Consider the following 24,084-nt stretch of genomic DNA (forward strand, 5'->3'; position numbering starts at 1 on the left):
TCGCACGTCGCGTTCCTGCGCGCCCCCCTCTGGCCTGCCCTCTTTGCCAAAACTTGGCATCTCCCCCACAAGGAGGGAGATTGGATGTCACCGCCGCTTTCGCCAATTTTCGAGGTCGGGAACGTTTAAGGGCCGGCGCGGGAACTGCCGATCTCCCCACTCGTGGGGGAGATGGCCGGCAGGCCAGAGGGGCGCGCGCAGGAACGCCCCCTTAACAAGAAACGGAGAAAGACATGGACACCATCGGCTTCATCGGTCTCGGCATCATGGGCGCGCCGATGGCGGGGCATCTGCTAGACGCCGGTTATCAGGTCGTCGCCAGCGACCACCGCTCGAAGCCGCCGGCCGACCTCGTCGCCAAGGGCCTGAAGGCCGTCACCGGCCATGATGCCGTCGCGCGTGCCGCCGACATCGTCATCACCATGGTTCCGGATACGCCGCAGGTCGCCGACGTGCTGTTCGCTGAGAACGGCGTCGCGTCAGGCCTTACTAAAGGCAAGCTGGTCATCGATATGAGCTCGATCTCGCCGATCGAGACCAAGGAATTCGCAAAAAAGATCAACGATGTCGGCTGCGACTATCTCGACGCGCCGGTGTCGGGCGGCGAGGTCGGCGCCAAGGCGGCTTCGCTGACCATCATGGTCGGCGGTGAGGAAAAAGCCTTCGAATGCGCCAGGCCCATCTTCGAGAAGCTTGGCAAGAACATCACTCTGGTCGGGCCGAACGGCGTCGGCCAGACCACCAAGGTCGCCAACCAGATCGTCGTCGCGCTGACCATCGAGGCCGTCGCCGAAGCGCTGGTTTTTGCATCGAAAGCCGGCGCAGACCCGGCCAAGGTCAGGCAGGCGCTGATGGGCGGGCTCGCAAACTCGCGTATCCTGGAAGTGCATGGCGAGCGCATGATCAAGCGCAGCTTCGCGCCGGGCTTTCGCGTCGAACTCCACCAGAAGGACCTGAATCTCGCCCTTGAAGGCGCGAAAGCGCTCGGCGTCGCCCTGCCCAACACTTCAACGACGCAGCAATTGTTCAACTCGTGCGCGGCGAATGGCGGGTCAAAGGAGGATCATTCGGCGCTGGTCAAGGCGCTGGAGCGAATGGCGGGATGTGAAGTGGGTGAATAGTGAATAGTGAATAGTGAATAGTGAATAGGTAGTCAGTTGCAGATAGGTGAGTAGTTGGTAGTGAATTGGTCACGACTTACGCACAGTCTCACCATTCACCATTCACCATTCACCATTCACCATTCACTCTCTCAAAAACTTCCTCGCCGCATAAAGCGCCACCGCCGCGGCATTCGAGACGTTGAGCGAACGAATGGCGCCGGGCATGTCGAGCCGGGCGAGCGTCGTCACCGTTTCGCGCGTTTTCTGGCGCAGGCCTTTGCCCTCGGCGCCGAGCACCAGAGCGATCTTGTCACCGGCAAAGCTGGTTTCAAGTTCCGCCGGCCCGTCCGAATCCAGCCCTATCGTCTGGAAGCCGGCCTCGTGCAGCTGCCCCAGCGCATCGGCGAGGTTCTTCACCGCGATCTGGTCGATATGCTCAAGCGCGCCGGAGGCCGACTTCGCCAGCACGCCGGATTCCTGCGGGCTGTGGCGCGCCGTGGTGATCAGCGCGCCGGCGCCGAAAGCCACTGCCGAGCGCAGGATCGCGCCGACATTGTGCGGATCGGTGATCTGGTCGAGCACCAGCACCAGCCTCGCGTCGCCAAGCGCATCGAGCCGCTTCGGTTTCAGCGGCTCGGCCTCGATCAGCACGCCCTGGTGCACGGCATCGGAACCGGTGACCTTGTCGATGTCCCTTGGTTCGACCAGTTCCGCCTTGAAGGGCAAAGCGCCGAGATCGGCGATTGCCAGTCGCTCGGCAGCGTTGCGCGTCACCAGCATCTTCTTGATTTTGCGGCGCGGATTGTCGAGTGCTGCCCGCACCGTGTGCAGTCCGTAGAGCCGCACCAGCCCATCCGCCGGGTTCTCGCCGGGCGGCACCGGCTGGCGTGGCCTGAACGCCGGCGCGCCGCCGCTCTTCTCGTCGCGATGCGCGCGGCGCAGCTTGGCGTAGTGGGTGTCTTTAGGGGTCTTGGATTTGTTATCGTTGCTCATGGCCGGCTTCTATAGCCGTGTCGTCCGGTCATGGATACAGCCGCAGAAGCTGCTTGTCGGGCGAGGCGTGAGATTCAGCGCTTTTTGCCGGGCTGTTGCGGTTGACAGTTTTGGGCGCTGCCGCCATAAGGCGCTTCGCGGAAGGGCTGCTTTGGCGGCCGCGACGCGTCGATGCCTCGTTGCATGGCTCCGGCGGCAGACTGGAGAGGTGCCCGAGTGGTTAAAGGGGACGGACTGTAAATCCGTTGGCTATGCCTACGTTGGTTCAAATCCAACCCTCTCCACCACTGCCGGCCCGGAAGCCCTGAAACGCAGAGCGAGCGTCGGAGCGGATCCGATGCTTGACTGAAAGGCGCGGGTATAGCTCAGTGGTAGAGCAGCAGCCTTCCAAGCTGAATATGCGGGTTCGATTCCCGCTACCCGCTCCAGATTTCCCGCAGCCGCAGCGTCCCTCGCACACGATTCCGAAGCAGGCACCGCCAAGCGAAGCGCTTTGCCGATAATTCAAAGTATTCGTTGCGCGTCCAGACGGACGCGCATCTTAATCTGTGTTATCGTTGTCCCGAACCGCAGGCGGCGTTGGGCGACAGGCGTCAGCTCGCGAATTTGCTGAATATGGACGCGAGCTGGTTCTGCTGCGGCACTTGCCCGTTCGGCGTCAGCTGGTCGACAAGCCCTGGCAAGGCCGCGGACAATTGCTTGAGCAGATCCTGCTGGTTCAGGCCCGTCCTTTGCGCGATCTCCTGAATGATTTGTGGCCCGAGAGCACTGCCCAGATCGCTGGGGTTGATCGGCTGGTTCTGACCGGTACCGACCCACGAATTGGCAACGTTGCCGTGGCCGGCGTCCTTCAGTTTGTCGAGCAGGCCGCCCAGACCGCCGAGCAGGCCGCCATCGGCGGATGTGGTTGTGTCAGGCGGGACGGGGGCAGGGCTTTGCGCTGCCTCCGTCTGGGCCGAACTTCCACCGCTCAGCATTTTTCCCACCAAAAGTGCGCCGAGCGCGATCATCAGCGGCTTGGCGACGTTGCCGCCGGGAACGGCATTGTCAAACAGTCCCATTGTGGATCTCCATGTCAAATTGCCCGTCCGTCTCCAACAATGACGCATCCATGGCGAATTTCAAGCCGGTTTGAGCTTTCCGTAATCATGATTTTCAAGTTGGCTTGAGCTTTGCTTAATAATGTGGAAGTAATCGGGTGCGGGGAACGGAGAGGAAAAATGTCAATATTAAGCTGGATTATTCTCGGCGTCATCGCCGGCTTCATAGGCAGTAAGATCGTCAATAAAAGCGGGCAAGGCCTTGTGCTCGACATCGTGCTCGGGATTGTCGGTGCCATCGTCGGCGGGCTCATCTTCAGCGCCTTTGGAGCGTCGGGCGTTACCGGGCTCAACATCTATAGCCTGATCGTCGCCGTGGTCGGTGCCGTGGTGGTCCTGTGGGCCTATCACCAGTTCAGCGGCAAGAGGGCTCTGTAGAAGCCGCTCGGCAATTGCGTCGGCATTCACCCGAATGCCGACCGCCTATCTGATCCTTTTGAGGATTTCGCTGATCAGCGTGTTGAGGCCGGCTTCCAGCCCTCTCACCATGATCGGCCATAGTTCCTCCAGCAATCGCTGCCATACCGCATCGCGCCCAATCCTCACCGGCAGCTTTGGCATCGCGCCCATTGCCGCCGTCACGTCGCGGCGCAGCCGCTCGCCACAGGCGCTTGCGCCGCTGATCGTCGGATCGAAGGGCAGCCGGGTGAAATCCCATTTTCCGCGCTGCTCGATGCCGAGATTGCTCTCGACTTCGGCATGCGACAGCACCGTTTTGGGCGTGACCTTGATGCGGTAATATTTGCAGAGTTCGGCGACAACCGCGGTCATCGCGTCCCACTGCGCCCCGGTCATCGGATAGCGGCCGGCATCGAACGGCCTTTCCTCCGCCCCGGCCATGCAGCACAGCGAAACCCCGATCGAGCCGCCGTTGCAGTTGAGCGTGTGCGCGGCATATCCCGGTTTTACCCGGCCTGAATTGAGCGCGATCGAAGGCCGGCCCCTGACCAGGCGGCCATTCCCCTCGACCAGTATGTGATACGCATCCCTGTCGGTATCGCCGGCCGAATGCGAGCCGGCCGTCCAGTGGCAAATGACGCGCTTCATCGCAACATTGGGCAACCAGTTGGGCGGCAATGCCACAGAAATCCCCCGCGACATAGGTTCAGTGACGGAGCACAGTATAGTTTCCTTGGCGGCGGACGCGAAAACGAAACGATAATTTGGTTGAGCGTTTTCTAACGGTCAGCTATTCGCCGGCATCTCCGGCGACCGCGTGTTCTCTGTATTGCGGCAGATCGTCGGTGATCGTGAACCACTTCGCCTTGGAGCCGACGAAGATGTGCTGCGTCGGGCGGATGGTCGGCTCGTCGACGAGACTTCCCATGGCGACATGCACGAAGGCACCGTCGCGGACCACCGAATAGAGCAACGAGCCGCAGGTCTTGCAGTGCGCGTCATGGCCGGTTTCGTCGCCGAAGATCATGAGATTGTCCTCGCCCCTGGTCAGGCTCAGCCTGTCGCGTTCGATGCCGGCGAATGGCTTGAACGCCGAGCCGGTGGTGCGCCGGCAGTTCGAGCAGTGGCAGTTCGCGGCATAGATGAACGCGTCCGCTACCGCGTACTGAACGGCGCCGCACAGGCACTTTCCGATAAGCCTGCGGCTGCGTGAATTCTGGTTGTCATCCGGGCTTGCCACGCGCTCCTCCCATTGTGCAGGCCGATTTCAGTTTCAAGCGACGACGGTGAACCGGCGCTTTCGCTCGTCGAGCGAGACGATGGTCAACCCGCTGGCGACCACCAGCAGGATGCCGCAGATGGCCAGCGCATTCGGGAGCTGCCGGAATACCACCACGCCTGAAATCACCGCCCAGACGGTAAAGCAATAGTAGAACGGCGCCACCACGCTGGTCGGCCCGATGCGATAGGCCATGAAGATAAAGAAGTGGCCGAAGATCAGGAACAGTCCGGCGCCGCCCATCAGCAGCAGGTGACGGATTTCAGGCACCACCCACTGCTCGGAAACCAGATGCGCAACGCCGGCGCCGGCGAGCACCACAATCACCGCGGAAATGGCGACGACCATCCCCGGCACGTCGGCGGCGACCTTGCGTCCCGCCAGATCGCGCGCGGCGGACAGAGCTGCGTTGCCTAGCGCCAGCAGCGCGTAGACCGAAATCCCCTGCATTGTCGGTTGTGCCACCATCACCGCGCCGACAAAGCCGAGCCCGATCAGCGCCAGGCGTACCCCGCCGATCCGTTCGCCAAACAGCATCGAGGAGCCGACCAGCATCAGCAAGGGCGTGATCTGTCCGAGCGCGGTCGAATCGGCGATCTGCATGTTGGCGAGCGCCACCACGTAGCAAAGGATCGCACCCAGTTCGAGCAGGTTCCTGCGCAAAACCTTGGCGTCTAGGATCAGCGGGATCTGCTTGCCGTAGCCCAGCATGAACAGCAGCGGAATGCCCCACAATGTTGCCGCAGCGCCGCGCAGGAACAGCACCTCATAGGGCGGCAGTCCCGCGGTTGCGAGTTTCATCATCGTGTCGTTGACGATGTAGGACCCGGTCGAAACGACCATGAACAGCGGGCCTCGTATGGCAGTCGGGATGAAATGCATCGGCCCACGAAATCAGACCGGCGCCAGGGCGGCAATGGGCCAGATCCGGCTGTAAATCCGGCAAAGCCGTCAGCCGCCGCCGTAACCATTCCATTTGCCCTTGTTCGTTCCTATATCCGCGCCACATTCTCCGAAACCGGATCACGCGTTCGGGCGGGCGAGCGCGCTCGGCGACAAGGCACTTGTGTTTTTCGGCCTTAGTCGCTAATCGCCCCGCATTCGACTGAACTGAAGGTCCAGGCCGTCCCCAGGCCGTCCAAGGAAAGAGACTATGGCAAAAGGTAAATTCGAGCGCACTAAGCCTCATGTGAACATTGGCACGATTGGTCACGTCGACCATGGCAAGACGTCGCTGACGGCGGCGATCACCAAGTATTTTGGCGAATACAAGCGCTACGACCAGATCGATGCGGCGCCGGAAGAGAAGGCGCGCGGCATCACCATTTCGACGGCGCACGTCGAATACGAGACCGCCAACCGCCACTATGCCCATGTCGACTGCCCCGGCCACGCCGACTACGTGAAGAACATGATCACCGGTGCTGCGCAGATGGACGGCGCGATCCTGGTGGTGTCGGCCGCCGACGGCCCGATGCCGCAGACGCGCGAGCACATCCTGCTCGCCCGCCAGGTCGGCGTGCCCTCGATCGTGGTGTTCTTGAACAAGGTCGACCAGGTCGACGACGCCGAGTTGCTCGAGCTGGTCGAGCTCGAGGTGCGTGAGCTTTTGACCAAGAACGAGTTCCCCGGCGACGACATTCCGATCGTCAAGGGTTCGGCGCTTGCCGCACTTGAAGATAGCGACAAGAAGATCGGCGAGGACGCCATCCGCGAACTGATGGCTGCGGTCGATGCCTACATCCCGACGCCGGTTCGTCCGCTCGACAAGCCGTTCCTGATGCCGATCGAGGACGTGTTCTCGATCTCGGGCCGTGGCACGGTTGTGACCGGCCGCGTCGAGCGCGGCGTCGTCAAGGTCGGCGAGGAGCTGGAGATCGTCGGCATCCGTCCGACCACCAAGACGACCTGCACGGGCGTCGAGATGTTCCGCAAGCTGCTCGACCAGGGCCAGGCCGGCGACAACATCGGCGCGCTGTTGCGCGGTGTCGACCGTGAAGGCGTCGAGCGCGGCCAGGTCCTGGCCAAGCCCGGCACCGTCAAGCCGCACAAGAAGTTCGTTGCCGAAGCCTACATCCTGACCAAGGACGAGGGCGGCCGCCACACGCCGTTCTTCACCAACTACCGTCCGCAGTTCTATTTCCGCACGACGGACGTGACCGGCATCGTGTCGCTGCCGGAAGGCACCGAGATGGTGATGCCGGGCGACAACATCACCGTCGATGTCGAGCTGATCGTGCCGATCGCCATGGAAGAGAAGCTGCGCTTCGCCATCCGTGAAGGCGGCCGCACCGTCGGTGCCGGCATCGTCGTCACCATCAAAGAGTAGTCGCCGGCGCTGCCGGTTGAGATCGGATGCAAAGGGGCGGTCTTCGGGCCGCCCTTTTGATTCCGATATTCTGGCAATGGATTAACCGCATTGCTTCAAATCCTGTTGCAAGCGCCTCTGCCATAACTAGTATAGGTTGCATCGAGGGGGGCTGCCCGAATGGTTCCATGGCGCCGTTTGCATAGTCAGGCATGGTGGTCGCTAGGGCTGATCTGCCTGGTGTCGTTGCTTGCCATGGGCCACGCTGCCTTCGCGGCGGATGCAAAAAAATCCACGCCGGAAAAATCCGCGCCGGATTTCGGCCCGACGATGCGGTTCGTCGTCGTGCGCAGCAGCGCGCCGGGCTGCGAGCCGACCTGTCCGGAATGGATATCGGCGGAAGGCTCGATAGAAGCCGGCACGCCGGCCCTGTTCAAACGCGCGCTGAAAGCGCTTGGCGGCCGAAAGCTGCCGATCGTCGTCGATTCCCCCGGCGGCAATGTCGAAGCGGCGCTGACACTTGGTCGCCTGATCCGCAAGAATAAGCTCGATATCGCTGTCGGTAAAACCGGCTTCGTCGGCTGTCTGCCAGATATGAAGAACTGCAAGGAAAACGACGGCAAGGGCGCCCGTTATTTCGGCGATGCCTATGCCAACGGCGCCATCTGTAATTCCGCCTGTCCGTTGATGTTTTCCGGTGGCATCCGGCGCGTGGTCGGGGAATGGGCCTTTCTCGGCGTCCATCAGATCACCACGACCTATATCCGGACGAAATTGCTGTACCGCACCACTTATCGCATGGTGAAAGGCAAGAAGAAGATACTCAGCACCAGGGTCGTCAGCCGGAAGAACGCCGGCAGCTACAAGACCTACGAAATGAACAAGCCGCTGGAGCGGAAGCTGGCGGCCTATCTGAAGGAGATGGGCATCGGCCTGGGCGTGCTCGAGACCATGAAAAGCACGCCGGCCAGCAGCATCCAGCAACTGGTTCCCTACGACATGCTGCAAATGAATCTCGTCACCAGCCTGGACGCCGTCGACTTGCTGATCGCGCCAACGCTATGCCGATCCAATCCGTTGCCGGCGAGTTGCAGGGAGGTGCCGGCGCCGGCGAATATCACGAAGCCGGCCGGCGAAGTGGTGGCGAAAGCCGAGCCTGCACCCGCAGGGCTCGAAACCCCGCGGCCGAAGGAGGTCGCAGACATGCGCTTCGTCCTGGTCCGCGGCAGCAACCCGATTTGCAATCCAAACTGCCCGGAATGGATCTCGGCCGAAGGCGCGATTGCGCCTCAGACCCCGCAGAAGCTGCGCCAGTTGCTCGCCATGCTTGGCAACCGACGGCTGCCGGTGGTGGTCAGCTCACAAGGAGGCGACCTGTTCAGTGCTCTGGCGGTGGGGCGACTTATCCACGAAAAGAAGCTCGACATCGCCGTCGCCCGCACCGATTTTGTTGGCTGCGACCCGGGAGAGTGGAGTTGCTTGGCTAAAGAGGGCGCCTATGCCGGCCTGACCGTCGATTCGGGAGCGGTATGCGATTCGGCGTGCGCGCTCATGCTTGCCGGCGGCGTCAGACGGTTTGTCGGTCCGCAAGCGCGGCTCGGCATGTACCTGATGGGACAGCAGCAGATAATTAAGCCCTATCTCGAGGACATGGCGATTGGTCCCGGTCTGTTCGCCGCGCTCGAGCAGCGCTCGGTCGAGCGCCAGCTCGAACCCGACCTAATGCTGAAGGTTGGACTGACGACGGGGCCGCAATCGGTGGACGCGCTGACGGGCGCCACCATCTGCAAGCCGTCGCCGAAGCCCGACAACTGCCGCGTTCTGCCGTCCGCCAGCGCCGAGGCAGAGACGCCGGCGAAGCTTTAGCGCAACCTTGCACTGGCCATCGAGGCAGGTTGAGCGGCGCTCGATGTTTCCGCTATCGTCCAGCGCGGTTGAAGTCCAGCATGGGAGGGATCGCGAATGAGCCAGGATGTCCCGACATTGTTTGAATGGGCCGGTGGCTCCGAAGCGCTGAACCGCCTGACCCAAACCTTCTACGACAACGTCTCTCGGGACCCCATCGTCGGGCCGGTGTTCAAGCATATGTCGCCGGATCATCCCGCTCACGTCGCGGCTTTCATCGGCGAAGTTTTTGGTGGACCGAAAACCTACAGCGAAAAGCACGGCGGCCATCGCGAGATGGTGATGCACCATCTCGGCAAGCATCTGACCGAGGAGCAGCGCCGGCGCTGGATCAACCTTCTCGCCGACGCCGCCGACGAGATCGGGTTGCCTGACGATCCCGAATTCCGCTCGGCCTTCATGGCCTATGTCGAATGGGGATCGCGGCTGGCCAGGATGAATTCCAACAAGGGCCCGACCTGCGATCCCGAGAGCGAACCAATGCCGGCCTGGGGTTGGGGGGTGCCGGGCGGCCCCTACAAGGCGCCTTCGGGAGACTGACCGGGGCGCGAATCGGTCGAAAACCCTGCCGCCAGGACCCGATTTGCGGGAAATGGGTGGCGGTGAATGGTTCGGTCCGCCAGGCTGGAACGGTTTGAGGCCGCCGTGGCTGGCGGGGGGCCGTGCTGAAAAACCGGAGGCCTGCGATGGGATCGGACAGCAAAGCAAATTCTGACAGCAACCGCGGAATCCGAAATCCGTTTGGCTTCATGGACGTCCCCACTCCCGACGACGAGGAGGTGTCGGCGTTCGCCGCCGGCGTGAAACTGGAGGGAACTCCAAGCGATGAAAATGCCGAGGCCTGGGGCACCGAAAGCGACCGCGACCGCAACGACACCATCGAAGGCAGCTGGTCCAGCCGTTGGAACGGCGGTGCCGATCCCACGATTCCAGGCGACAGCAAGGATAAATGGAAGTCTGGCCGGGGCGAGGTGAAGACGGCGGGAGAGAGGGTTTACCTGCTGTTCGATTGGCATAATGGCGTGCGCAAGGGGCTCATCGATGCCCGGCGCCAGGGTGCGAAAGGGCTGGCGGGAAAATACATCAATCTGACCGACCCGGAAATCGTGCGTCCCTGGGTCGGCTTGATCGTCAGCAATCAAAGGATCGACGGGAAATGGCCGGGAGGACGCCTGGACTTTCGAAGATGAAGGCCGGGTAGCGCACGTCGCTCTTTACAGAGCGCGCGGAAGCTTTTAGGAAGCGCCTGCTGCGCCGACATGCGCATACGGGCATAGCTCAGTTGGTAGAGCGGCGGTCTCCAAAACCGCAGGTCGTAGGTTCGAGCCCTGCTGCCCGTGCCATTTCCTCAGGGAAATCAGGCACTTATAAATCGCCTTGCTTGGCGAGGACGCCGAAAGTAGCCTTACACATCTCTTTCACAAACTTGCACGCGCGCAGGGAGTGTCTGGCGATGGCGGAAAAGCACACGATTCTGGAAGGGAAAGTTCACGTCTATCGGCGCAACGACAGCCCGATTTGGCATTGTTCGACGTTCCTCAAAGGCAAAAACTGGCGGGTCAGCACCAAGGAAGAAAGCCTGGCAAGGGCCAAGGACTGGGCCGAGGACTGGTACTTCGGCCTGAAGGACAAAGGCCGGCGCGGCGAACTGTTAGCCGAAAAGACCTTCAAGGATGCCGCCGACCAGTTCATCACGGAATACGAGGTGCTGACAAACGGGGAGCGAAACGCCCGTTGGGTCAAGGACCACTATCGACGGGTTCGCACCTATCTGGTGCCGTACTTTGGCAAGATGGGGCTTTCGACCATCAACGCGGGCACGGTGCAGGAGTACCGTATTTCCCGGCTGACGCCGGAGGAGGGTAAGAAGCTCCCCTCACGCAGTACGCTGCACCACGAAACCGTGACCTTGCGCCTGGTCCTGAAAGCGGCCGTCCGGCATCGATGGCTGACGCATCTGCCGGATATCTCCCAGCCCTACAAAAAGTCAGCGAAGGTCGTGCACCGCGCCTGGTTTACGCCAGAGGAATACAAACAGCTGTACCAAGCGACGCGGGCCCACGCCCAGGAGGCGCGGGACGTTAGCCAAAAAGCCAAGAAGGGCGAGAAGGCCCACCGGGTGTGGCTGGCCGAGCAGCTCCACGACAAGATCCTTTTCCTGACCAATACGGGCCTCCGGCCGGACGAAGCCAACTGGCTCGAATATCGGGATGTGGAGGTTGTTAAGGACGGGCCAACGGGTCAGAAAATCCTGGAGATCCAGGTGCGGGGCAAGCGCGGGGTAGGGTACTGCAAGAGCACGTCGGGCGCCGTGTTCCCGTTCGAGCGCATGGTGGCGCGGAACAAGCCCAAACCCACTGACCGGATCTTTCCGGTTGACCACAAGAAGCAGTTCAACGGCATCCTCGATAAGCTCGGCCTCAAATCCGACCGCGAGGGCAATCGGCGGACGCTGTACTCGCTCCGCCACAGCTACATCAGTTTCCGATTGCTGGAGGGCGCCGACATCTACCAGATCGCCAAGAACTGCCGGACAAGCGTCGAAATGATCGAGAAGCACTATGCGGTGCATCTCAAAAACCGCCTCGACGCGGCGGCCATCAACGTGCGCAAGGCCAAGCCTGCGCAGCGGGCCAAGCCCGAGACGGCAGAGCGGATTGAGGGTTGAGGTGCCTCCTTTGACCGGGCAGGCTTGAAAGATGTCCGGGAGCTTATAGCAATGCGTACAGCGCACTTACGCATCGCACAACACGTACGCATTGGACGAAAATTTGCGATGCGTTGCTCGGTTTTCTAACCGGGCGCGGGAGGGGCGGCCCGGAGAAAACCGGCAAGTGCGCCAGGGGCAAGCCCCTTGGAACCCCGCTCAGCATCGAGAACCGCGTTTCACCTTGACTGTGCGCCGGGGCCCGACAAAGTGCGGATGGACGGGTGACCCATGGCGATCTTTCATCTGCACGTCAAAAACATCAGCCGCGGTGACGGCCGTTCGGTTGTCGCTGCCGCCGCCTATCGGGCCGGCGAAACGCTGCCGAACGACGCGGAAGAACGCGAGAGCGCGTTCGGCGGCCGGCGCGACGTTGTTCACGCCGAGATCCGCATGCCGGCTGGGGCTCCCGTCTGGATGGGCGAGCGGGCCAAGCTTTGGAATGCCGTCGAAGCCGCCGAGAAGCGCAAGGACGCGCGGCTTGCCAAGGAAATCGAATTTGCGCTGCCGCGTGAAGTCGCGCCGGCGATCTGGCTGGAGCTGACTGGCGCCATGGCCGACGCGTACACGCGCCAGGGTTATATCGTGGACTTGGCGATTCACGAGGACGGCAGGAACATCAATCCGCATGCCCACCTGCTGCTGACAACACGTGGGATCACGGCGGGAGGTTTCGCCGGAAAGCTCCGTGAAGCCGACGGGGTTCGCTTCGTCACCGACGCGCGTGCCATGTGGGCCAAGATCGCCAATGCCAGCTTTGCCAGCGCCGGCCTCGATGCCCGCATCGATGCCCGCAGCCATGCCGCGATTGGTTCGGCCCAGCGCGCGGGCCAGCACGTAGGTGCCGATCGCCAGGCGCGACGGGCACGCCGGGCGCAGATTGACGTAGAACGTATTGCCACGGTCCGCCAGGAGCTGAGAATGCCGAACCCGCTTGCCGAGCTGTATCCCCACCTGTCCCGGCGGCGGGACTGGCCGCCTGAAAGCCGCGAGCCGGCGCCGGACATGAGTGAGCACGAACGTGACGAATTCTGGCTCTATTGGCAGTCGCGCGATCACGAGCAGGGCGATCCGGTTGCCGGGCGCGATCTGCCTGTCCGAAGCCCCGAAGGTGACCTGATACCCTCGCATGAGCTGGAGGCGGCGCAGGACAGGATGATTGCCGAGGTCGAGCAACCGGCTGACCGTTATCCGCTCCCGAACGCGCAGGAACTCACTGCGGAGAATGACAGGGCGTGGTGGGTCAATGCCGAACACCAAAGGCAACCAGAAAGCGAACCTGACGCACCTGAACGGGACCGCGAGGCCTGGTGGCGGACCCGCTGACTCGCGTCCCGGCCGGGATGCGTGGAACGCTAGTGCAGTGTATCTTTTGGAAAATGGCTGGGGGGCAGCGCCTCCGCGAGCGTGGTGCGGCGCACGCGGGTTGCGGTAGCGCTGGGTGGCAACCCTTCCCGATAGGTTCCGAGCTTGCGGCGACGGTAGAGCAGGTAGGCATAGTAGTGTCGTTTCACCAGGTGAAACCACAACCATGTTGGCCAATCGCGCCAGCGGCGCCGCTTTGCTAAAGCAAGTTCGTAGTCTAACCTTCTGATCCAATAGGGCCGCATAGGAAAAATAGGACATTATTCCTACAGTCTGTCAAAGGATATCGCGATGGCGAGGGATTTTTCGATCGACCCGGAAGCAGACATGCAGAAACTGACCACGCGGATGGTTCAGCTCAACCGCCAGTTCGCCGATCTCTTCGGGCGCTGCTTTGAGCAGCCCGATGTCGCTTATGGCGAGTGGACCAAGTTCGCCCTGAACGACGCCCATTCGTACGAAATCCTGAAAAACCATCTCTTCTCGCTCGGCGAGATGCCCCGGGACGAGACCCGGAAGGAGCAGGCCATCGACGCCAGCTTGCGGCTTCCGGCCTTGTTTCAGGAGTATCGTGGACTCCGCGACCAGTTGGAGGAGATGCGCGCTGTTAACCCGGCGCATTTCGATGGCATGCAACGTCAGATCCAGGCTGACGCCGATCCATGGTGGGTCAAGCGGTCGCCCGGCGCAGCCGCTTCCGGTGGCCACGAGGAAGAGCGGGACTTAAACCCGGAATGGCAGCGAGATCGCTAAACCCGCAAGGATCAGGCAGCCCGTTTCCGGGGAAGCATTTTCAGGTGGGCGCCGCTGCGAAGGGCATCGGTGCGGCGTTTGAGCGTCGGGTGGGTACTGAACAAAGCCCCCATTTTGCCGCCGCGAAACATCAGGTAGCCGTATTTGTTTTCGACCCCGGTCGGCTTGGCCGGTATGCCATGGACCCGCTCGAGGGCGCCAATCATCGCCTCCGGTGAAGCAATGCTGGCACCGATGGCATCGGCCTTGAACTCACGGGCGCGCGACAGCCCCTTCACCATAAGCTCGGACCCGGCAAAAAGCGTGTGCCGGGCCGCCGTGCCCATGGCGCCGGTCACCTCCGTCACATCGCGCCCGTAGCGCTTGTCTTTGGTGGCCTGCGCCACCACTGTCGTCGCGATGACCGTGCCGAAATTCGCCACGTGACCCATCATGGTCTGGAACCCTTCCGCGAATTGCATCCGTTCCACGTCGTTGTAGACCACGTGCCCGAGTTCGTGGCCAATCACCGCGTCCAGCTCCTGCGGCGACAGCAGGTTCAACAGGGGCTTGCCAATCACGACCGCCGCGTCTTTGCGGGTTCCCATGGCGAAGGCGTTGGTGACATTCACCACGCCGACGGCCGGCGGCTTGATGCCAAGCGTCGCGGCATGTCCGGCGACACGCTGCGCAAGCGGGTGATTGGCCTGGAGGTACTCAACCCCGAACGAATTGCCGACCCTGGCCTTGGCCCGGGCGGTAAACCTGTTGCCGTAGACGAGGCCGGCAACCGCCAGGAGTCCGCCGATCACCCATCCCGGGCTGTCCAGCGGCATAAACACGAAGGGCACACCGAGCGGGCCGCCCATGATCAACCATTGTATGAAGACGCAGGTAAACAGCACTGTACCCGCCAGCACGAGCGGGGTGCTGACGACGGTCCGGCTTAAGGAGGTCAGGTCACGTTCCCGGGTTTCACCCGGCGCGGTCGTCAGGTGGAGTGTTGCGGCGGTATTCGGTTGATAGCGGATCAAGGCGGCTTTCACGACTTTGACGAGGAGCACCACCTGCCAGATCGTAAGCCCCAGGTCGACCAGCACGAACAGGCCGGGCCAATCAAGGTGGGGCGGCAGCGGCAGAACAACGCTCGGGTAAAGCCTAAGGCCGCTGTTGATCGCGTACCAGCCGAGCCGCAGCGCCGTGGCCGTCAAATACCTGGCAGCCAGGGGCTTAACGTCGTCCAGGAAAGCACCAGAGGTCATACCGCTCCTCACGTTCTGCGATTGGCTGGTGGAGTGACGCGCTCACGGCAGGCTTGCCCCAGATACCAGGGCACGAGTTTGGCCCGGATCGGGCGGACGCCCCGCGCAAAGACCAGGCCGATGCGGGTCTGGTCCGCGGCGGAGCCACTGAGCAGTTCCGTCACTTCGTCCGGCGTCAGCAGGGGACGGCCGGCATAGGCGATGCCGTGATTGACCGAGCCCGTGCCTGAGCCATTGCCGCTGAAGACCGGGCCGGTCGAGGCGCTGTTGCTGGTCCCTGCCGTGCGGTAGCCGCGCGTCTGGTCGCCGAGGAAGTCCGAGATCATTGAGGCGGTGAAGTGTTCGTCGGTGCCGAAGAACGTCTTCACCGAGGTGTTAAAGAACGTCTTCCAGCCGGCGGGGTAATGTTCTTCCAGCGTGGGCACGTCCTGCAGGAAGAACCAGAGGCGGACGCCCGCGCCGGCATGCGTGCGGATGGCGTCGCGGAAGCGCGGGAACGGCCCCAGGCTCAGGAATTCGTCGAGGATGAACAGGACCGGTATGTCGGGGACGGTTTCATTCTGGAGCATCGCATCAAGGGCGGTGGTGAGTGTGATCTTCAGGAACGCGGCATACGCGGACATCTTGTGGAACGGCACGGTGATGTAGACGGTCGCCGGTGCATCCTTCAGCGAACGGAAATCAAATGAAGCCACCGAGGTCGCGCGGTGGAGTCCGGGGTCGTCCCAAAGGGCGAACTCGGTGTTGATGGTGTCACGGAGATTCGGAATGGACTTGCTGCGATCCTTGCCGAGGACAATGTTGGCGGCATTCGCAATGGCATGGTTGCGCGAGCCGGCCATGGTCCTGATCGCCTCGGTGAAGAGGTCGAGCGGCGCGGCGGTGATGCGCCGCACCTCGGCCATGCTGCGATGGCCCGGCGGCGCGGACTCGGTGACGAACATGATGATGGCGGTCAGGATGGCGATGGCATCCTTGCGGAAGAAGTCCGGCGCGTTCGGATCCGGCGGCATGATCAGGTCGGCAAGCGCCTGCGCATCGGAAAACGAGGCCACGCCGTCGAGCGGGTTGTAGGCGTCGGTTTCAGGCTGGAACGGTGCGATCCGGTAAACCGGCCCGACGTTCTGCCGGCGCCAGGCCGCCGTTTGCGCGTAGAGCTCGCCCTTGGGGTCAAGCACGACGCATGACCCCTTGTAGCGGACCAGGTTCGGGATGATCGTCGTCGTCGATTTGCCGGAGCGTGTCGGCGCCACGGTGAGGAGGTGCCCTTCGCCGTCCCAGTGAATCTGGCCGGCGACGGCGCCGCCGAGGGCGGGGTCCTCGAAGGCCCCGATCAAAATGGAAGAAGGGCTCTCGAATTTCGCCGTCGGGTGCAGCAGGTCGGCTTTCAGGAGATCGGAGGCATCCGCCCAGCGCGCCGAACCATGCAGCGGCGGCGGATTGGCGATGCCCTCGTCGACGCGCCGCTGCTCCTCGCGCTGCTCGTTTTCGATCCGTTTGCGCGCCCGCCGTTGGGCGAACATGTTGGTGATGGCGCTGCCGATCTTAATCCCGGTGGACAGGCCTTCTGTCGTCCCTTTCCGGGACGATCCGAACGGCTCCATTCCCTTCAAGGGATCGAAATCCTTGAACCAATCCGGCATGCCCCAGCCCCCGCAAGACGGGACGATGTAACACTAAGAAACAGCTGGCATAAACCCCTTTGGCAGGGGCCAGATGAATTTTCCAGACTGTTCGCTAGCGGTTTCGTGACGAGATTGCTGTAAGGGGCCTGAGTGGAAAGCAGACGGGCCGGGATGCCGTCTTCAATCACACAGCAGAACTGCTGTGCCAGAGGCCTCCGGAAGCGGAGGCAAGAAACAAAAGAGGGGGATGAACATCCCCTTGCCTCTTGAGCAGGCGAACGCCCAGTTTTCCCGTTCTTTGACGCCTTGATTACTGTTCCTTGCAGTTGCCCTTGTTACCGGCATTTTCACCAGGAAATCTCAAGTTCCGGGTATTCCGCCACGATGGACGGGCGGAAATCATCCTGTTCGAGACGGGTCGGACGCCAGACGTATTCGAACTGCTCGGAATCGAGCCATTTCTCAAGCGCCTTGGCTGCCTCCGTATCAGAAAGGTCGAATGGAAACTCCTGCACCACACGGTAGCGGCGATGGCCCTGGAAGGCGGCCTCATCGATGGCGGCCGCGATCGTCGCGGGCTTGAAAAGCCTTTCAGCGTATTTGGTCCTCATCTTGTTGGCCATGAGGAAATTGCCTTCCGCGCGTTTCATCAGAAGGCACTCCCGAGATAGGTGTCGGTGATTTTCAGGCGGCCATGGCCCAGCTCGGCGGAAATCCGGTGGCGCGCCGCACGGTCGGCGGCACGTTCGTTTCCGGTCATGTCAACCCAGCGCTTGCCGCCTGCCAACGGGCAGGACTGGCCGGTCAGCACCGCATAGCGTTGCTGGGCGTAAGCATGGCGGAATCCGTGGGTGTTGCGGAGGCCCGCCTTGAGCGTCTGGTACTCGAACCGCTTGAGGTGTTCGACATAGGTCATCTGCGCGGGGATCAGGGATCCGCCACCGGGGACAAGGCGCATGATATGTTCAAGGACCTGCCGCTGTTCCAGCGTGGTGACGGGCACGGTCCGAGCCCGGCCCCCTTTCGTCCAGCTCGCCTGCAAGGCGATATGGTCGGCCCGGATGGCCGCCTGCGGCTGGAACTTCATGGCTTCCTCGCGCCTGAGGCCAAAGGCCACCTGGAGGAGAACCGACGCCTTGATGTAGGGGCATTCGATGGTGCCGAGCTTGGCATGATCGAGCATCTGGGCGCGGTTGCGGGTGACTTCGCCACGTTCGGCGACGCCGTACGTGGCGTTGTCGCGATTGACGACATTGACCTTGTTGACCTTCTCCGCCCACCAGCGCAGCCAGGTGAGGCGGTTGCGGATACTCGCATCCGAGGTATCGGTATCCAGCCATCGTTCGACAAGCGCGTCGACATGCTTGGGTTTGAGGGAGGTCGCGGACGGCAACTTGTAGCCGAGGTCCACGAGGTCGTTGGCCATTGCGGACAGGCCGCGCCGGCGGTTGTTTTGAGTGCCATAAGAGCCGTCCCGGTTGCGTTGGCACAGCCGCACCAGGTCCATGGTCAGATCGTCCATCTTGCTCGCTTTTTGTTTTTGGCTGAGTGTTGATGGCCGATGCACGTCCGTAGAGCGTGACACCCCGCGAAGGTCATTCGCGGCAGGGCCGGAATGCGTAGTCTTCCTTACGGTATGAGCCTCCCGAGCCAGCCGGATGGCTGGCCGATATGGTTTGCCCTGTTGGGCATCCGGTTACCGAGAGGTCGAAACCGGAGGTGTGGCCGCCGCGGCGGCGCACGTATGCGATAAGCAGTCATTCTGCTCTCCTTTGGTTGGGGAAAAGGTCGGTTGAGATGGATCAGGCAGTTTTTTGCCCGCCGGGATAGTGGACGCTGTCGCCTGTTTGTGGCCAGCACATTGCACCGGAAATGATCAGCGAAGCGCGGCGTCATTTGCGAGTCATGTGGTGGCGTTTGCGCGAACCCGGCATCCACCGTGGGTTTGGGGGCGGTCTGTCACTCCCCAATGCATTGGCGAGTGACAGACCGCCGGCCGCCGGCATCGTCGGACATTCCATGCCCGACCATGCTCGTCACGCTTCTCCGTGTTCCTGGCCAAGGGCATTGGCCCGGATCCCGTATTGCGTTCGGCGCGGCAAGCGGTGCCCCTTGTGAGCCGGGCTTGGCGGGTCGGTGGCCGCCTACGCAGTCTGTGCATACCGGAGCCAGGACTGCGGCCCGTCCGGCAGGCCTCCAGCCTCCGCCGCCCCAGCGTGATCGTGTTATCGAATTTGGCTCGTCACGTCCGATGTCACGCGATTGGCCCTGGCGTTTCCGCCGATGGTCTGCCCGGAGCTGATGACTGTTCTCTTCTAGCCGGCGCGGCCGTCTTGTCCCGTTCCTGCCCGCTCCTTCGCTGCGCTCCCGTGTTGGGGACAAGCCAGCCCTGCACGCCGTCTCCTTTGGAACCGTCCTCCGGGACAGAAACCATCAACCAAAGGAAAAGACCATGAACACCAAACGCAACACCGAAACGAAGCCTGAGCCGAAGTCACCGATCTACCACGCCTACACCGTGCGGGACGGCAAGGACGGCCAGAAGGGTTTCTGGACCCGCATCGGCTCCTTCTTCGCCCACGACGACGGCGAAGGCGGCACGCTCCTCCTCGACGCCCTGCCGCTCGACGGACGCATCGTCCTTCGCGCACCGAAGGCCGACGAGTAGGAGGCCGACATGCAGATCCTGACCCAAGACCTGCGGGAGAAGCTGCTGGCGAATGGTCGCCAGCAGCTTCCTCTCCGCGGCACCGGCGGCGAAATCGACTTCATGCCCGTCGTCAAACTGTTCACGCCGGATGCCGGCGCGACCTGGCTCCTCACCGAGATCGATCCGGAAGACCCGGATATCGCCTTCGGCCTTTGTGACCTCGGGCTGGGATGTCCGGAGCTTGGCAGCGTCAGCCTGACCGAACTCGCGTCGGTGCGAGGGCGCCTTGGCCTGCCGGTCGAACGTGACCGGCATTTCCGGGCGGATAAGCCTCTGTCGGCTTATGCCGAGGAGGCACGACGACTCGGCCGCCTCCGAGTGTAGCGATCGACACCGTTTTCAACGCCATCCTTTGGGGTGGCGTTGAATGTCGAAAGCTGTGGCGCACCACCGTGGCTACCGCCAATCCCGCTAGCGGCAAGGTGGCTGGGCGCCGATGATCTTACGAAAACTCAAAGCTCAACGAGTTTGCGGCTTCGGATTGCGTTTTTGGTGAGTATCGAGATGCAAAGGTGGGAATGATCGTAGAGCCACGACGTATCAAAGACTGGAGCGCCTTCCATAAACGCAGCCATGATACTGGAAACCGGTCTCTGCCGGCGCAGGAGCTCGACATAGGCGTTGACGAGATCATTATCGTCGTAATTCCGGTAAAGCTGGGGGTTGGACGGATCCGAAACCATTGACCATGGCCCCACTTGACGAGGTGTCCTGATGGTGGCGGTCGCCAGCCGTTTCAGCGCTTCCCAGTGACGGTCCGTACTGTCTAGCAAATTGATGGTGTCGGCGAGGTCGACTTCACATTCGATGACGGCCGGACCGATGCCAGGATTGTTTTTGCGGCGACGGTCGGCCACTGATCGAGCCCACTCCGCTGCGCGTCCGGGAGCGCGATAAAACAGGTAGAACCCGGTTCCCAACCAAGATCCTTCTCTAGGAATTAACTGGAAATCACCGGCCATAATGGCGCTTGCCCTATCCGACGTCGTGCCGTGATAGGCCGTAATGTAACGACCCTCCAAAAGTCCCCCCCAAACACGAAAGTAGCCCCGAAGGGCTACTTAGATTTACGAAACGTGACGAACTCTTCCTCTGGATGGGGCTTTAGGCCCCACTCCTTATCAAATTTCTCTACCGTCTTGGCGGCGAGCTGTTTGAGCTTTTTGGGCGAGTTGACCTTATCGATCTCGGAGAAAAGAGCTTTCATATCAACGTTATGCGTAGGCATAGCGTCGGTTGGCGAAAGTTGTGAAACGGTATCGGGTTGCACAGTCGTTGCCCTTTCAGGTTTGTCGGGCGCGACGATGTAACCTTTTGAAGGGCTGCGTCGGCCCTTCTTAGGAGTAACAACTTTACTGTAACTCAATTCATAAGGCTGGAAAAATAATTTAGTTGATTCGATTGCTGCTCCAGATAACTTCTTTCCACGAGCGTCAGTGACAATAACGGAGCCTTTTCGACTAACATTTTGGCCGCCAAAGCCTTTCACGAAATTGCCTCTACGTTCGTCAAGCCATCCGACAACCTTGCCTGACTGATCCACAAGCTTATTTCCATCGACCACGGCTTCTATGACCAAGCCCTCATCGATGCCCAGTCGGGACTTCTTTTTGGGGCTGGTATGGATCGTTTTCGTTTTCAAACGAGAATCCTCGATCTGAATCTGTCCCTGTTATATGGCTCAAAATAGTGGCTGCGCAAGCTTGGGTACTCCGGGTGTCCTCGATGGTAAGCGGAACAGCTTGGCTAAGCCGTGTAGGTAGCAACTTCCTGTAACTTCCCACTGCATGCAGGTTTTGCGGGCAAGGCCCACGGGCAGCCTTTGGCACCCTATTGAAAGAGCGCCACTTGCCGATACACTGGGAACGTCGAGGCGGCCAGGGGTTCACGACATAAAGCGGAAGGCTGGGTTGCGGCGTCATAGGCATGTGATGCAAAGAGGCTTTTGAAATGAAGCGGATGCGAGAAGAGGACATTCCGGCGTTCGTGCAGGAGGTGGCCGCAACCGGCTGCGACATCTGCGCCGTTGGGCCGGCTTACTACACCATGGGCGATTCCGATGTTCCGCGCGGCAAGCGCAGGGGGCTATACAAGAAGCTCGCCGACATCGACGCGCGCTATGGCAGCCGCGACCATCTGCGTTACCAGATCGTGGCGCACCTGGCCTCGATTGGCCGCTACATCGACGCGCCTCCACCGGACGAGGAAATGTGGATCGATAGCGAGGCGCCCGACTTGGCCGAGGTCACGCCTTACGACGAGGCGCACTTCCCTACCTACGCAGTCCTGCTATTCGCGGAGGCCAAGGGCGTCGACTGGCGCAAGGTGGCACGAGCCCTCTTGAACATCGACCCAGAGCGCCAGCCAGAACGGGCACGCCGGGCCTGGGCATCGCATCTGGCGCGGGCGCGGTGGCTGGCGACGAGCGGGTACGGGGAGCTTCGGAGCGATTTGCTGCAATAGGCATCGACTGCCGCAGGAAGCCCCCCCGGCAGACCGCCTCCAAAGGGGGGCGGTCCATGGCAGTTCCCGGGGCGGCATCGTAGTGATGTATGCCGTTAATAAGCAGAAGACGGTTCAGGCAACATCCACATGGACCTGTTATTCCTCAATCAACAACGTTCCCGGCGAAGGCGTGTACGACAGCTGAGGCGAGTCGATGAGATCGTCCTAAGGCGTCAGGATAGGGGTGATGTTTTGGTCAAACACGAGAGTTGGTCCGAACAGGACATTCTGGATTTGCCGCCAGAAGAGTCGGACGATTTTGATCGCAAAGGCGGGCGTCTTTTTGATGAAGTGGAAGACAAGGTACTGACGACCATAGCCAAGGCGCTATCAGCCTTCGCTAACTCCGGAGGCGGATCACTTGTGCTCGGCGTGAAGGACGACCGTTCCATCGACGGCATTCCGGCGATGAAAGGCAGGGCAACAATTCGCGACTGGTTGGAGCAGAAGGTTCCGCACCTGTTAGATTACCCGTTGGCTGATTTCAGGGTCCACACGGTCCTTCGCAGGGAACAGTCGCAAATCCCAATCGGCAGAGAGATCATTGTGATCGACGTTGGCGACAGTGCCGCTGCGCCTCATCAAAGTGCACGTGATCACCTGTATTATCATCGCCAGGGCGGCCGGTCGGTTCCCGCCAAACACTTCTATTTGGACCTGCTGCGGCAAAGACTGACACATCCGGTTTTGACGTTGGGGATGCATGGCATCCAAACCCATGCCGCGCAGGAGCTCAATGGCGGAATTTACTTCATTGAGAATTTGACGTTCGTTGTGAGGAACGTGGGGCGAATAGCAGCTCATGAATGGGCGATCTCGTTGCGAAACGTGGAGCACCCCACCGATGGCTTCTTCGACCGCCATCGCCTCAGGTTCGAGTATGAACACGAGTTCCAGATTCCGTATTCTTCAAGGTGGTATCGAACTCAGGCAACCAATCTTGCCGGGACGGGGTTTGAGGCAAACCCGACCGCTAGGGTTCCCGGTATTCTTCCCGGTGGGCGGACCTATTTCCAACATCACTGAGGCCATCGAAGAAAGATTCAAAGGCACTATGTTTCAATTTCAGTTGGCGACGGAATTTTCTGCCGGTGAGATTTCACCTTTGGGTTTGGGGCAACTCATGCCTGTGCAGGAGATGGCACTTATGGCGTGCAAAATGGCTCCGCACTACTTCTCATTGTGATCGACACACCCTGAAACGCGCTAGACTAGGTTCCGGGATCAGCCACCGGATGTTCTGCTTGAATTCCCTGAGCAATCGAAAACTCATTGAGCTTTGCAATGACATGGTCTGTGGCCATGTGAACGGCAAAGCAGATTTCCGATAATTCATGACGGGTCAGGCGAATATTAGTGCCCACCGCAAAGCTTCTTTCCTTCCATGTCAGACGCATGATGATCATCGCGCCCTCGTGGCCGGTAGCAACGTGTCCGGCTTCAATGGCCTCGTGATCTATCGGTTGTTCCGTACCATCGGGGTGCCTCATGAAGACGCCCAAAAAAGACCAACGGATCAGAAGTCGATTGTTTTCGGGGCTCACATCCTTCCGTGAGACGAGGCCCATTCGGTGGGAAAGGCAATTGCGAGCTTTTCGAAAGCTCTCAAACATCTCCCAATACCGCTGATCGAGACCGATAAGCTCCCGCAAACGGCTGTATTGAGCACTGATGCTAAGCATCTCAACTTCGGCGGCGAGCGCGCGCAAATCCGTTGGAATGTAGCTGTGCGTCGCCATCATGTGCTGAATCGGAAAGCAGTGCTTCAGAAAGATGGTGAACGCATCTACCAGATCGCGAAGCGCGTTGCCGATGATCCAAGCTTCGAAGTTCTCGTTGAATTGCCTTCGCGTCTCGTCGGAAATTTCACTGGGAACAAAATGATAGCTCATGCGGTCATCGAGCTGGTGGGGCAAAGAAGGAATATGATTTGCGGCATTGGAGCCCAACGCCAGAAAGACCGAAGCTCTCCGAACCCCTAGGTCGGCAGGTCGACGCAAGCGAGCAAAATCAATTCGCACATGCGGTCGCTCGCCAGGTCCGTCAGTAGCTTGGTCCGACATGCTTACTCCGGCAGAGAGTTCAACTGGA

The 24,084-nt window shown here is 61.1% G+C and carries 26 protein-coding genes and 3 tRNA genes; 16 read left to right on the plus strand and 13 right to left on the minus strand.

Going from position 1 to position 24,084, the window contains the following annotated elements:
* Window positions 1-233 precede the first annotated feature (233 nt).
* The gene (locus NKI17_RS07545; RefSeq protein ID WP_352905579.1) at window positions 234-1,121 is read left to right on the plus strand and encodes a 2-hydroxy-3-oxopropionate reductase; all 888 of its coding nucleotides are present in this window, start codon (window positions 234-236) and stop codon (window positions 1,119-1,121) included.
* Window positions 1,122-1,244: 123 nt separating this feature from the next.
* Here NKI17_RS07545 and NKI17_RS07550 read toward each other — a convergent pair whose 3' ends face one another.
* On the minus strand, window positions 1,245-2,096 hold the full coding sequence (locus tag NKI17_RS07550; protein WP_352905580.1) for a TrmH family RNA methyltransferase: 852 nt from the start codon (window positions 2,094-2,096) through the stop codon (window positions 1,245-1,247).
* Window positions 2,097-2,298: 202 nt separating this feature from the next.
* On the opposite strand from NKI17_RS07550, the gene NKI17_RS07555 reads away from it, so the two are divergent.
* Together NKI17_RS07555 and NKI17_RS07560 are read left to right on the plus strand one after the other, a co-directional pair.
* Window positions 2,299-2,383, plus strand: a tRNA-Tyr gene (locus NKI17_RS07555).
* Between the two features lie 67 nt (window positions 2,384-2,450).
* Window positions 2,451-2,524: transfer RNA gene (locus tag NKI17_RS07560), tRNA-Gly, on the plus strand.
* Window positions 2,525-2,689: 165 nt separating this feature from the next.
* Here the strand turns inward: NKI17_RS07560 and NKI17_RS07565 are convergent.
* Complete coding sequence (locus NKI17_RS07565; RefSeq protein WP_352451061.1) at window positions 2,690-3,157, minus strand: YidB family protein; 468 nt, start codon at window positions 3,155-3,157, stop codon at window positions 2,690-2,692.
* Between the two features lie 159 nt (window positions 3,158-3,316).
* Between NKI17_RS07565 and NKI17_RS07570 the strand changes: the two genes are divergently transcribed.
* Window positions 3,317-3,574: a GlsB/YeaQ/YmgE family stress response membrane protein gene (locus NKI17_RS07570; protein ID WP_023717513.1), complete on the plus strand. Its 258-nt coding sequence runs from the start codon at window positions 3,317-3,319 to the stop codon at window positions 3,572-3,574.
* 45 nt (window positions 3,575-3,619) lie between these two features.
* Here the strand turns inward: NKI17_RS07570 and NKI17_RS07575 are convergent, their stop codons facing one another.
* The 3 genes from NKI17_RS07575 to NKI17_RS07585 form a co-directional block, all read right to left on the minus strand.
* A complete protein-coding gene (locus NKI17_RS07575; RefSeq protein WP_352905581.1) occupies window positions 3,620-4,279 on the minus strand; it encodes a peptidoglycan recognition protein family protein in 660 nt (219 codons plus the stop codon).
* Between the two features lie 106 nt (window positions 4,280-4,385).
* A complete protein-coding gene (locus NKI17_RS07580) occupies window positions 4,386-4,835 on the minus strand; it encodes a GFA family protein (protein ID WP_352623234.1) in 450 nt (149 codons plus the stop codon).
* Window positions 4,836-4,868: 33 nt separating this feature from the next.
* A complete protein-coding gene (locus NKI17_RS07585) occupies window positions 4,869-5,756 on the minus strand; it encodes a DMT family transporter (protein ID WP_352699885.1) in 888 nt (295 codons plus the stop codon).
* A 271-nt stretch (window positions 5,757-6,027) separates the two neighbouring features.
* Between NKI17_RS07585 and tuf the strand changes: the two genes are divergently transcribed.
* The 7 genes from tuf (at window position 6,028) to NKI17_RS07620 (ending at window position 13,120) form a co-directional block, all read left to right on the plus strand.
* The gene (gene tuf, locus NKI17_RS07590; protein WP_254817137.1) at window positions 6,028-7,203 is read left to right on the plus strand and encodes an elongation factor Tu; all 1,176 of its coding nucleotides are present in this window, start codon (window positions 6,028-6,030) and stop codon (window positions 7,201-7,203) included.
* Between the two features lie 159 nt (window positions 7,204-7,362).
* Window positions 7,363-9,048, plus strand: coding sequence for a COG3904 family protein (locus NKI17_RS07595; protein WP_352905582.1), 1,686 nt, complete (start codon window positions 7,363-7,365; stop codon window positions 9,046-9,048).
* Between the two features lie 96 nt (window positions 9,049-9,144).
* Window positions 9,145-9,627 carry a group II truncated hemoglobin gene (locus NKI17_RS07600; RefSeq protein WP_352700725.1) on the plus strand — a complete coding sequence of 161 codons (483 nt, stop codon included), beginning with the start codon at window positions 9,145-9,147 and terminating at the stop codon, window positions 9,625-9,627.
* A 146-nt stretch (window positions 9,628-9,773) separates the two neighbouring features.
* On the plus strand, window positions 9,774-10,277 hold the full coding sequence (locus tag NKI17_RS07605; RefSeq protein WP_352700724.1) for a hypothetical protein: 504 nt from the start codon (window positions 9,774-9,776) through the stop codon (window positions 10,275-10,277).
* A 77-nt stretch (window positions 10,278-10,354) separates the two neighbouring features.
* Window positions 10,355-10,430: transfer RNA gene (locus NKI17_RS07610), tRNA-Trp, on the plus strand.
* A 110-nt stretch (window positions 10,431-10,540) separates the two neighbouring features.
* Window positions 10,541-11,755, plus strand: coding sequence for a site-specific integrase (locus NKI17_RS07615; protein ID WP_352905583.1), 1,215 nt, complete (start codon window positions 10,541-10,543; stop codon window positions 11,753-11,755).
* Between the two features lie 270 nt (window positions 11,756-12,025).
* On the plus strand, window positions 12,026-13,120 hold the full coding sequence (locus tag NKI17_RS07620) for a MobA/MobL family protein (RefSeq protein WP_352905584.1): 1,095 nt from the start codon (window positions 12,026-12,028) through the stop codon (window positions 13,118-13,120).
* A gap of 29 nt (window positions 13,121-13,149) precedes the next feature.
* Here NKI17_RS07620 and NKI17_RS07625 read toward each other — a convergent pair whose 3' ends face one another.
* Entirely contained in the window at window positions 13,150-13,308 is a 159-nt protein-coding gene (locus NKI17_RS07625; RefSeq protein ID WP_352905585.1) for a hypothetical protein, read from the minus strand.
* Between the two features lie 142 nt (window positions 13,309-13,450).
* Between NKI17_RS07625 and NKI17_RS07630 the strand changes: the two genes are divergently transcribed.
* Window positions 13,451-13,912: a hypothetical protein gene (locus NKI17_RS07630; RefSeq protein ID WP_352905586.1), complete on the plus strand. Its 462-nt coding sequence runs from the start codon at window positions 13,451-13,453 to the stop codon at window positions 13,910-13,912.
* Window positions 13,913-13,923: 11 nt separating this feature from the next.
* Here NKI17_RS07630 and NKI17_RS07635 read toward each other — a convergent pair whose 3' ends face one another.
* The 4 genes from NKI17_RS07635 to NKI17_RS07650 all read right to left on the minus strand — a co-directional run bounded on the left by NKI17_RS07635 (window position 13,924) and on the right by NKI17_RS07650 (window position 18,300).
* Complete coding sequence (locus NKI17_RS07635; RefSeq protein ID WP_352905587.1) at window positions 13,924-15,153, minus strand: M48 family metalloprotease; 1,230 nt, start codon at window positions 15,151-15,153, stop codon at window positions 13,924-13,926.
* A gap of 8 nt (window positions 15,154-15,161) precedes the next feature.
* Window positions 15,162-16,757 (minus strand): type IV secretory system conjugative DNA transfer family protein, encoded by a 1,596-nt coding sequence (locus tag NKI17_RS07640; RefSeq protein WP_352905588.1) that lies wholly within the window; start codon window positions 16,755-16,757, stop codon window positions 15,162-15,164.
* A gap of 368 nt (window positions 16,758-17,125) precedes the next feature.
* Entirely contained in the window at window positions 17,126-17,428 is a 303-nt protein-coding gene (locus NKI17_RS07645) for a hypothetical protein (protein ID WP_352905589.1), read from the minus strand.
* On the minus strand, window positions 17,428-18,300 hold the full coding sequence (locus NKI17_RS07650) for a phage integrase N-terminal domain-containing protein (protein ID WP_352905590.1): 873 nt from the start codon (window positions 18,298-18,300) through the stop codon (window positions 17,428-17,430). The genes NKI17_RS07645 and NKI17_RS07650 overlap by 1 nt, the downstream gene beginning before the upstream one ends.
* A 930-nt stretch (window positions 18,301-19,230) precedes the next feature.
* On the opposite strand from NKI17_RS07650, the gene NKI17_RS07655 reads away from it, so the two are divergent.
* A complete protein-coding gene (locus NKI17_RS07655) occupies window positions 19,231-19,446 on the plus strand; it encodes a hypothetical protein (protein ID WP_352905591.1) in 216 nt (71 codons plus the stop codon).
* A 9-nt stretch (window positions 19,447-19,455) separates the two neighbouring features.
* Complete coding sequence (locus NKI17_RS07660; protein ID WP_352905592.1) at window positions 19,456-19,812, plus strand: DUF2958 domain-containing protein; 357 nt, start codon at window positions 19,456-19,458, stop codon at window positions 19,810-19,812.
* Between the two features lie 128 nt (window positions 19,813-19,940).
* Here the strand turns inward: NKI17_RS07660 and NKI17_RS07665 are convergent, their stop codons facing one another.
* Window positions 19,941-20,450, minus strand: a complete 510-nt coding sequence (locus tag NKI17_RS07665) for a hypothetical protein (protein WP_156948208.1) — start codon at window positions 20,448-20,450, stop codon at window positions 19,941-19,943.
* 95 nt (window positions 20,451-20,545) lie between these two features.
* Window positions 20,546-21,130 (minus strand): hypothetical protein, encoded by a 585-nt coding sequence (locus NKI17_RS07670; RefSeq protein ID WP_352905593.1) that lies wholly within the window; start codon window positions 21,128-21,130, stop codon window positions 20,546-20,548.
* A 308-nt stretch (window positions 21,131-21,438) separates the two neighbouring features.
* Here NKI17_RS07670 and NKI17_RS07675 point away from each other — a divergent pair, with 308 nt between their 5' ends.
* Both NKI17_RS07675 and NKI17_RS07680 read left to right on the plus strand, forming a co-directional pair.
* Window positions 21,439-21,951: a Y4lK-related protein gene (locus tag NKI17_RS07675; protein WP_352700714.1), complete on the plus strand. Its 513-nt coding sequence runs from the start codon at window positions 21,439-21,441 to the stop codon at window positions 21,949-21,951.
* Window positions 21,952-22,185: 234 nt separating this feature from the next.
* Entirely contained in the window at window positions 22,186-23,019 is an 834-nt protein-coding gene (locus NKI17_RS07680; protein WP_352905595.1) for an AlbA family DNA-binding domain-containing protein, read from the plus strand.
* A gap of 185 nt (window positions 23,020-23,204) precedes the next feature.
* Here NKI17_RS07680 and NKI17_RS07685 read toward each other — a convergent pair whose 3' ends face one another.
* Window positions 23,205-24,056, minus strand: coding sequence for a hypothetical protein (locus NKI17_RS07685; RefSeq protein ID WP_352905596.1), 852 nt, complete (start codon window positions 24,054-24,056; stop codon window positions 23,205-23,207).
* Window positions 24,057-24,084 lie beyond the last annotated feature (28 nt).

Source organism: Mesorhizobium sp. M0816 (assembly GCF_040320005.1).
Lineage (GTDB): Bacteria > Pseudomonadota > Alphaproteobacteria > Rhizobiales > Rhizobiaceae > Mesorhizobium.

Coding starts and splice junctions, on each gene's coding strand:
- NKI17_RS07595 (WP_352905582.1), top strand. CDS start 7,363: ATGGTTCCATGGCGCCGTTTGCATAGTCAGGCATGGTGGTCGCTAGGG.
- NKI17_RS07685 (WP_352905596.1), bottom strand. CDS start 24,056: ATGTCGGACCAAGCTACTGACGGACCTGGCGAGCGACCGCATGTGCGA.
- NKI17_RS07650 (WP_352905590.1), bottom strand. CDS start 18,300: ATGGACGATCTGACCATGGACCTGGTGCGGCTGTGCCAACGCAACCGG.
- NKI17_RS07605 (WP_352700724.1), top strand. CDS start 9,774: ATGGGATCGGACAGCAAAGCAAATTCTGACAGCAACCGCGGAATCCGA.
- NKI17_RS07630 (WP_352905586.1), top strand. CDS start 13,451: ATGGCGAGGGATTTTTCGATCGACCCGGAAGCAGACATGCAGAAACTG.
- NKI17_RS07600 (WP_352700725.1), top strand. CDS start 9,145: ATGAGCCAGGATGTCCCGACATTGTTTGAATGGGCCGGTGGCTCCGAA.
- tuf (WP_254817137.1), top strand. CDS start 6,028: ATGGCAAAAGGTAAATTCGAGCGCACTAAGCCTCATGTGAACATTGGC.
- NKI17_RS07660 (WP_352905592.1), top strand. CDS start 19,456: ATGCAGATCCTGACCCAAGACCTGCGGGAGAAGCTGCTGGCGAATGGT.
- NKI17_RS07655 (WP_352905591.1), top strand. CDS start 19,231: ATGAACACCAAACGCAACACCGAAACGAAGCCTGAGCCGAAGTCACCG.
- NKI17_RS07620 (WP_352905584.1), top strand. CDS start 12,026: ATGGCGATCTTTCATCTGCACGTCAAAAACATCAGCCGCGGTGACGGC.
- NKI17_RS07645 (WP_352905589.1), bottom strand. CDS start 17,428: ATGAAACGCGCGGAAGGCAATTTCCTCATGGCCAACAAGATGAGGACC.
- NKI17_RS07550 (WP_352905580.1), bottom strand. CDS start 2,096: ATGAGCAACGATAACAAATCCAAGACCCCTAAAGACACCCACTACGCC.
- NKI17_RS07565 (WP_352451061.1), bottom strand. CDS start 3,157: ATGGGACTGTTTGACAATGCCGTTCCCGGCGGCAACGTCGCCAAGCCG.
- NKI17_RS07545 (WP_352905579.1), top strand. CDS start 234: ATGGACACCATCGGCTTCATCGGTCTCGGCATCATGGGCGCGCCGATG.
- NKI17_RS07640 (WP_352905588.1), bottom strand. CDS start 16,757: ATGGAGCCGTTCGGATCGTCCCGGAAAGGGACGACAGAAGGCCTGTCC.
- NKI17_RS07665 (WP_156948208.1), bottom strand. CDS start 20,450: ATGGCCGGTGATTTCCAGTTAATTCCTAGAGAAGGATCTTGGTTGGGA.
- NKI17_RS07585 (WP_352699885.1), bottom strand. CDS start 5,756: ATGCATTTCATCCCGACTGCCATACGAGGCCCGCTGTTCATGGTCGTT.
- NKI17_RS07675 (WP_352700714.1), top strand. CDS start 21,439: ATGAAGCGGATGCGAGAAGAGGACATTCCGGCGTTCGTGCAGGAGGTG.
- NKI17_RS07615 (WP_352905583.1), top strand. CDS start 10,541: ATGGCGGAAAAGCACACGATTCTGGAAGGGAAAGTTCACGTCTATCGG.
- NKI17_RS07570 (WP_023717513.1), top strand. CDS start 3,317: ATGTCAATATTAAGCTGGATTATTCTCGGCGTCATCGCCGGCTTCATA.
- NKI17_RS07635 (WP_352905587.1), bottom strand. CDS start 15,153: ATGACCTCTGGTGCTTTCCTGGACGACGTTAAGCCCCTGGCTGCCAGG.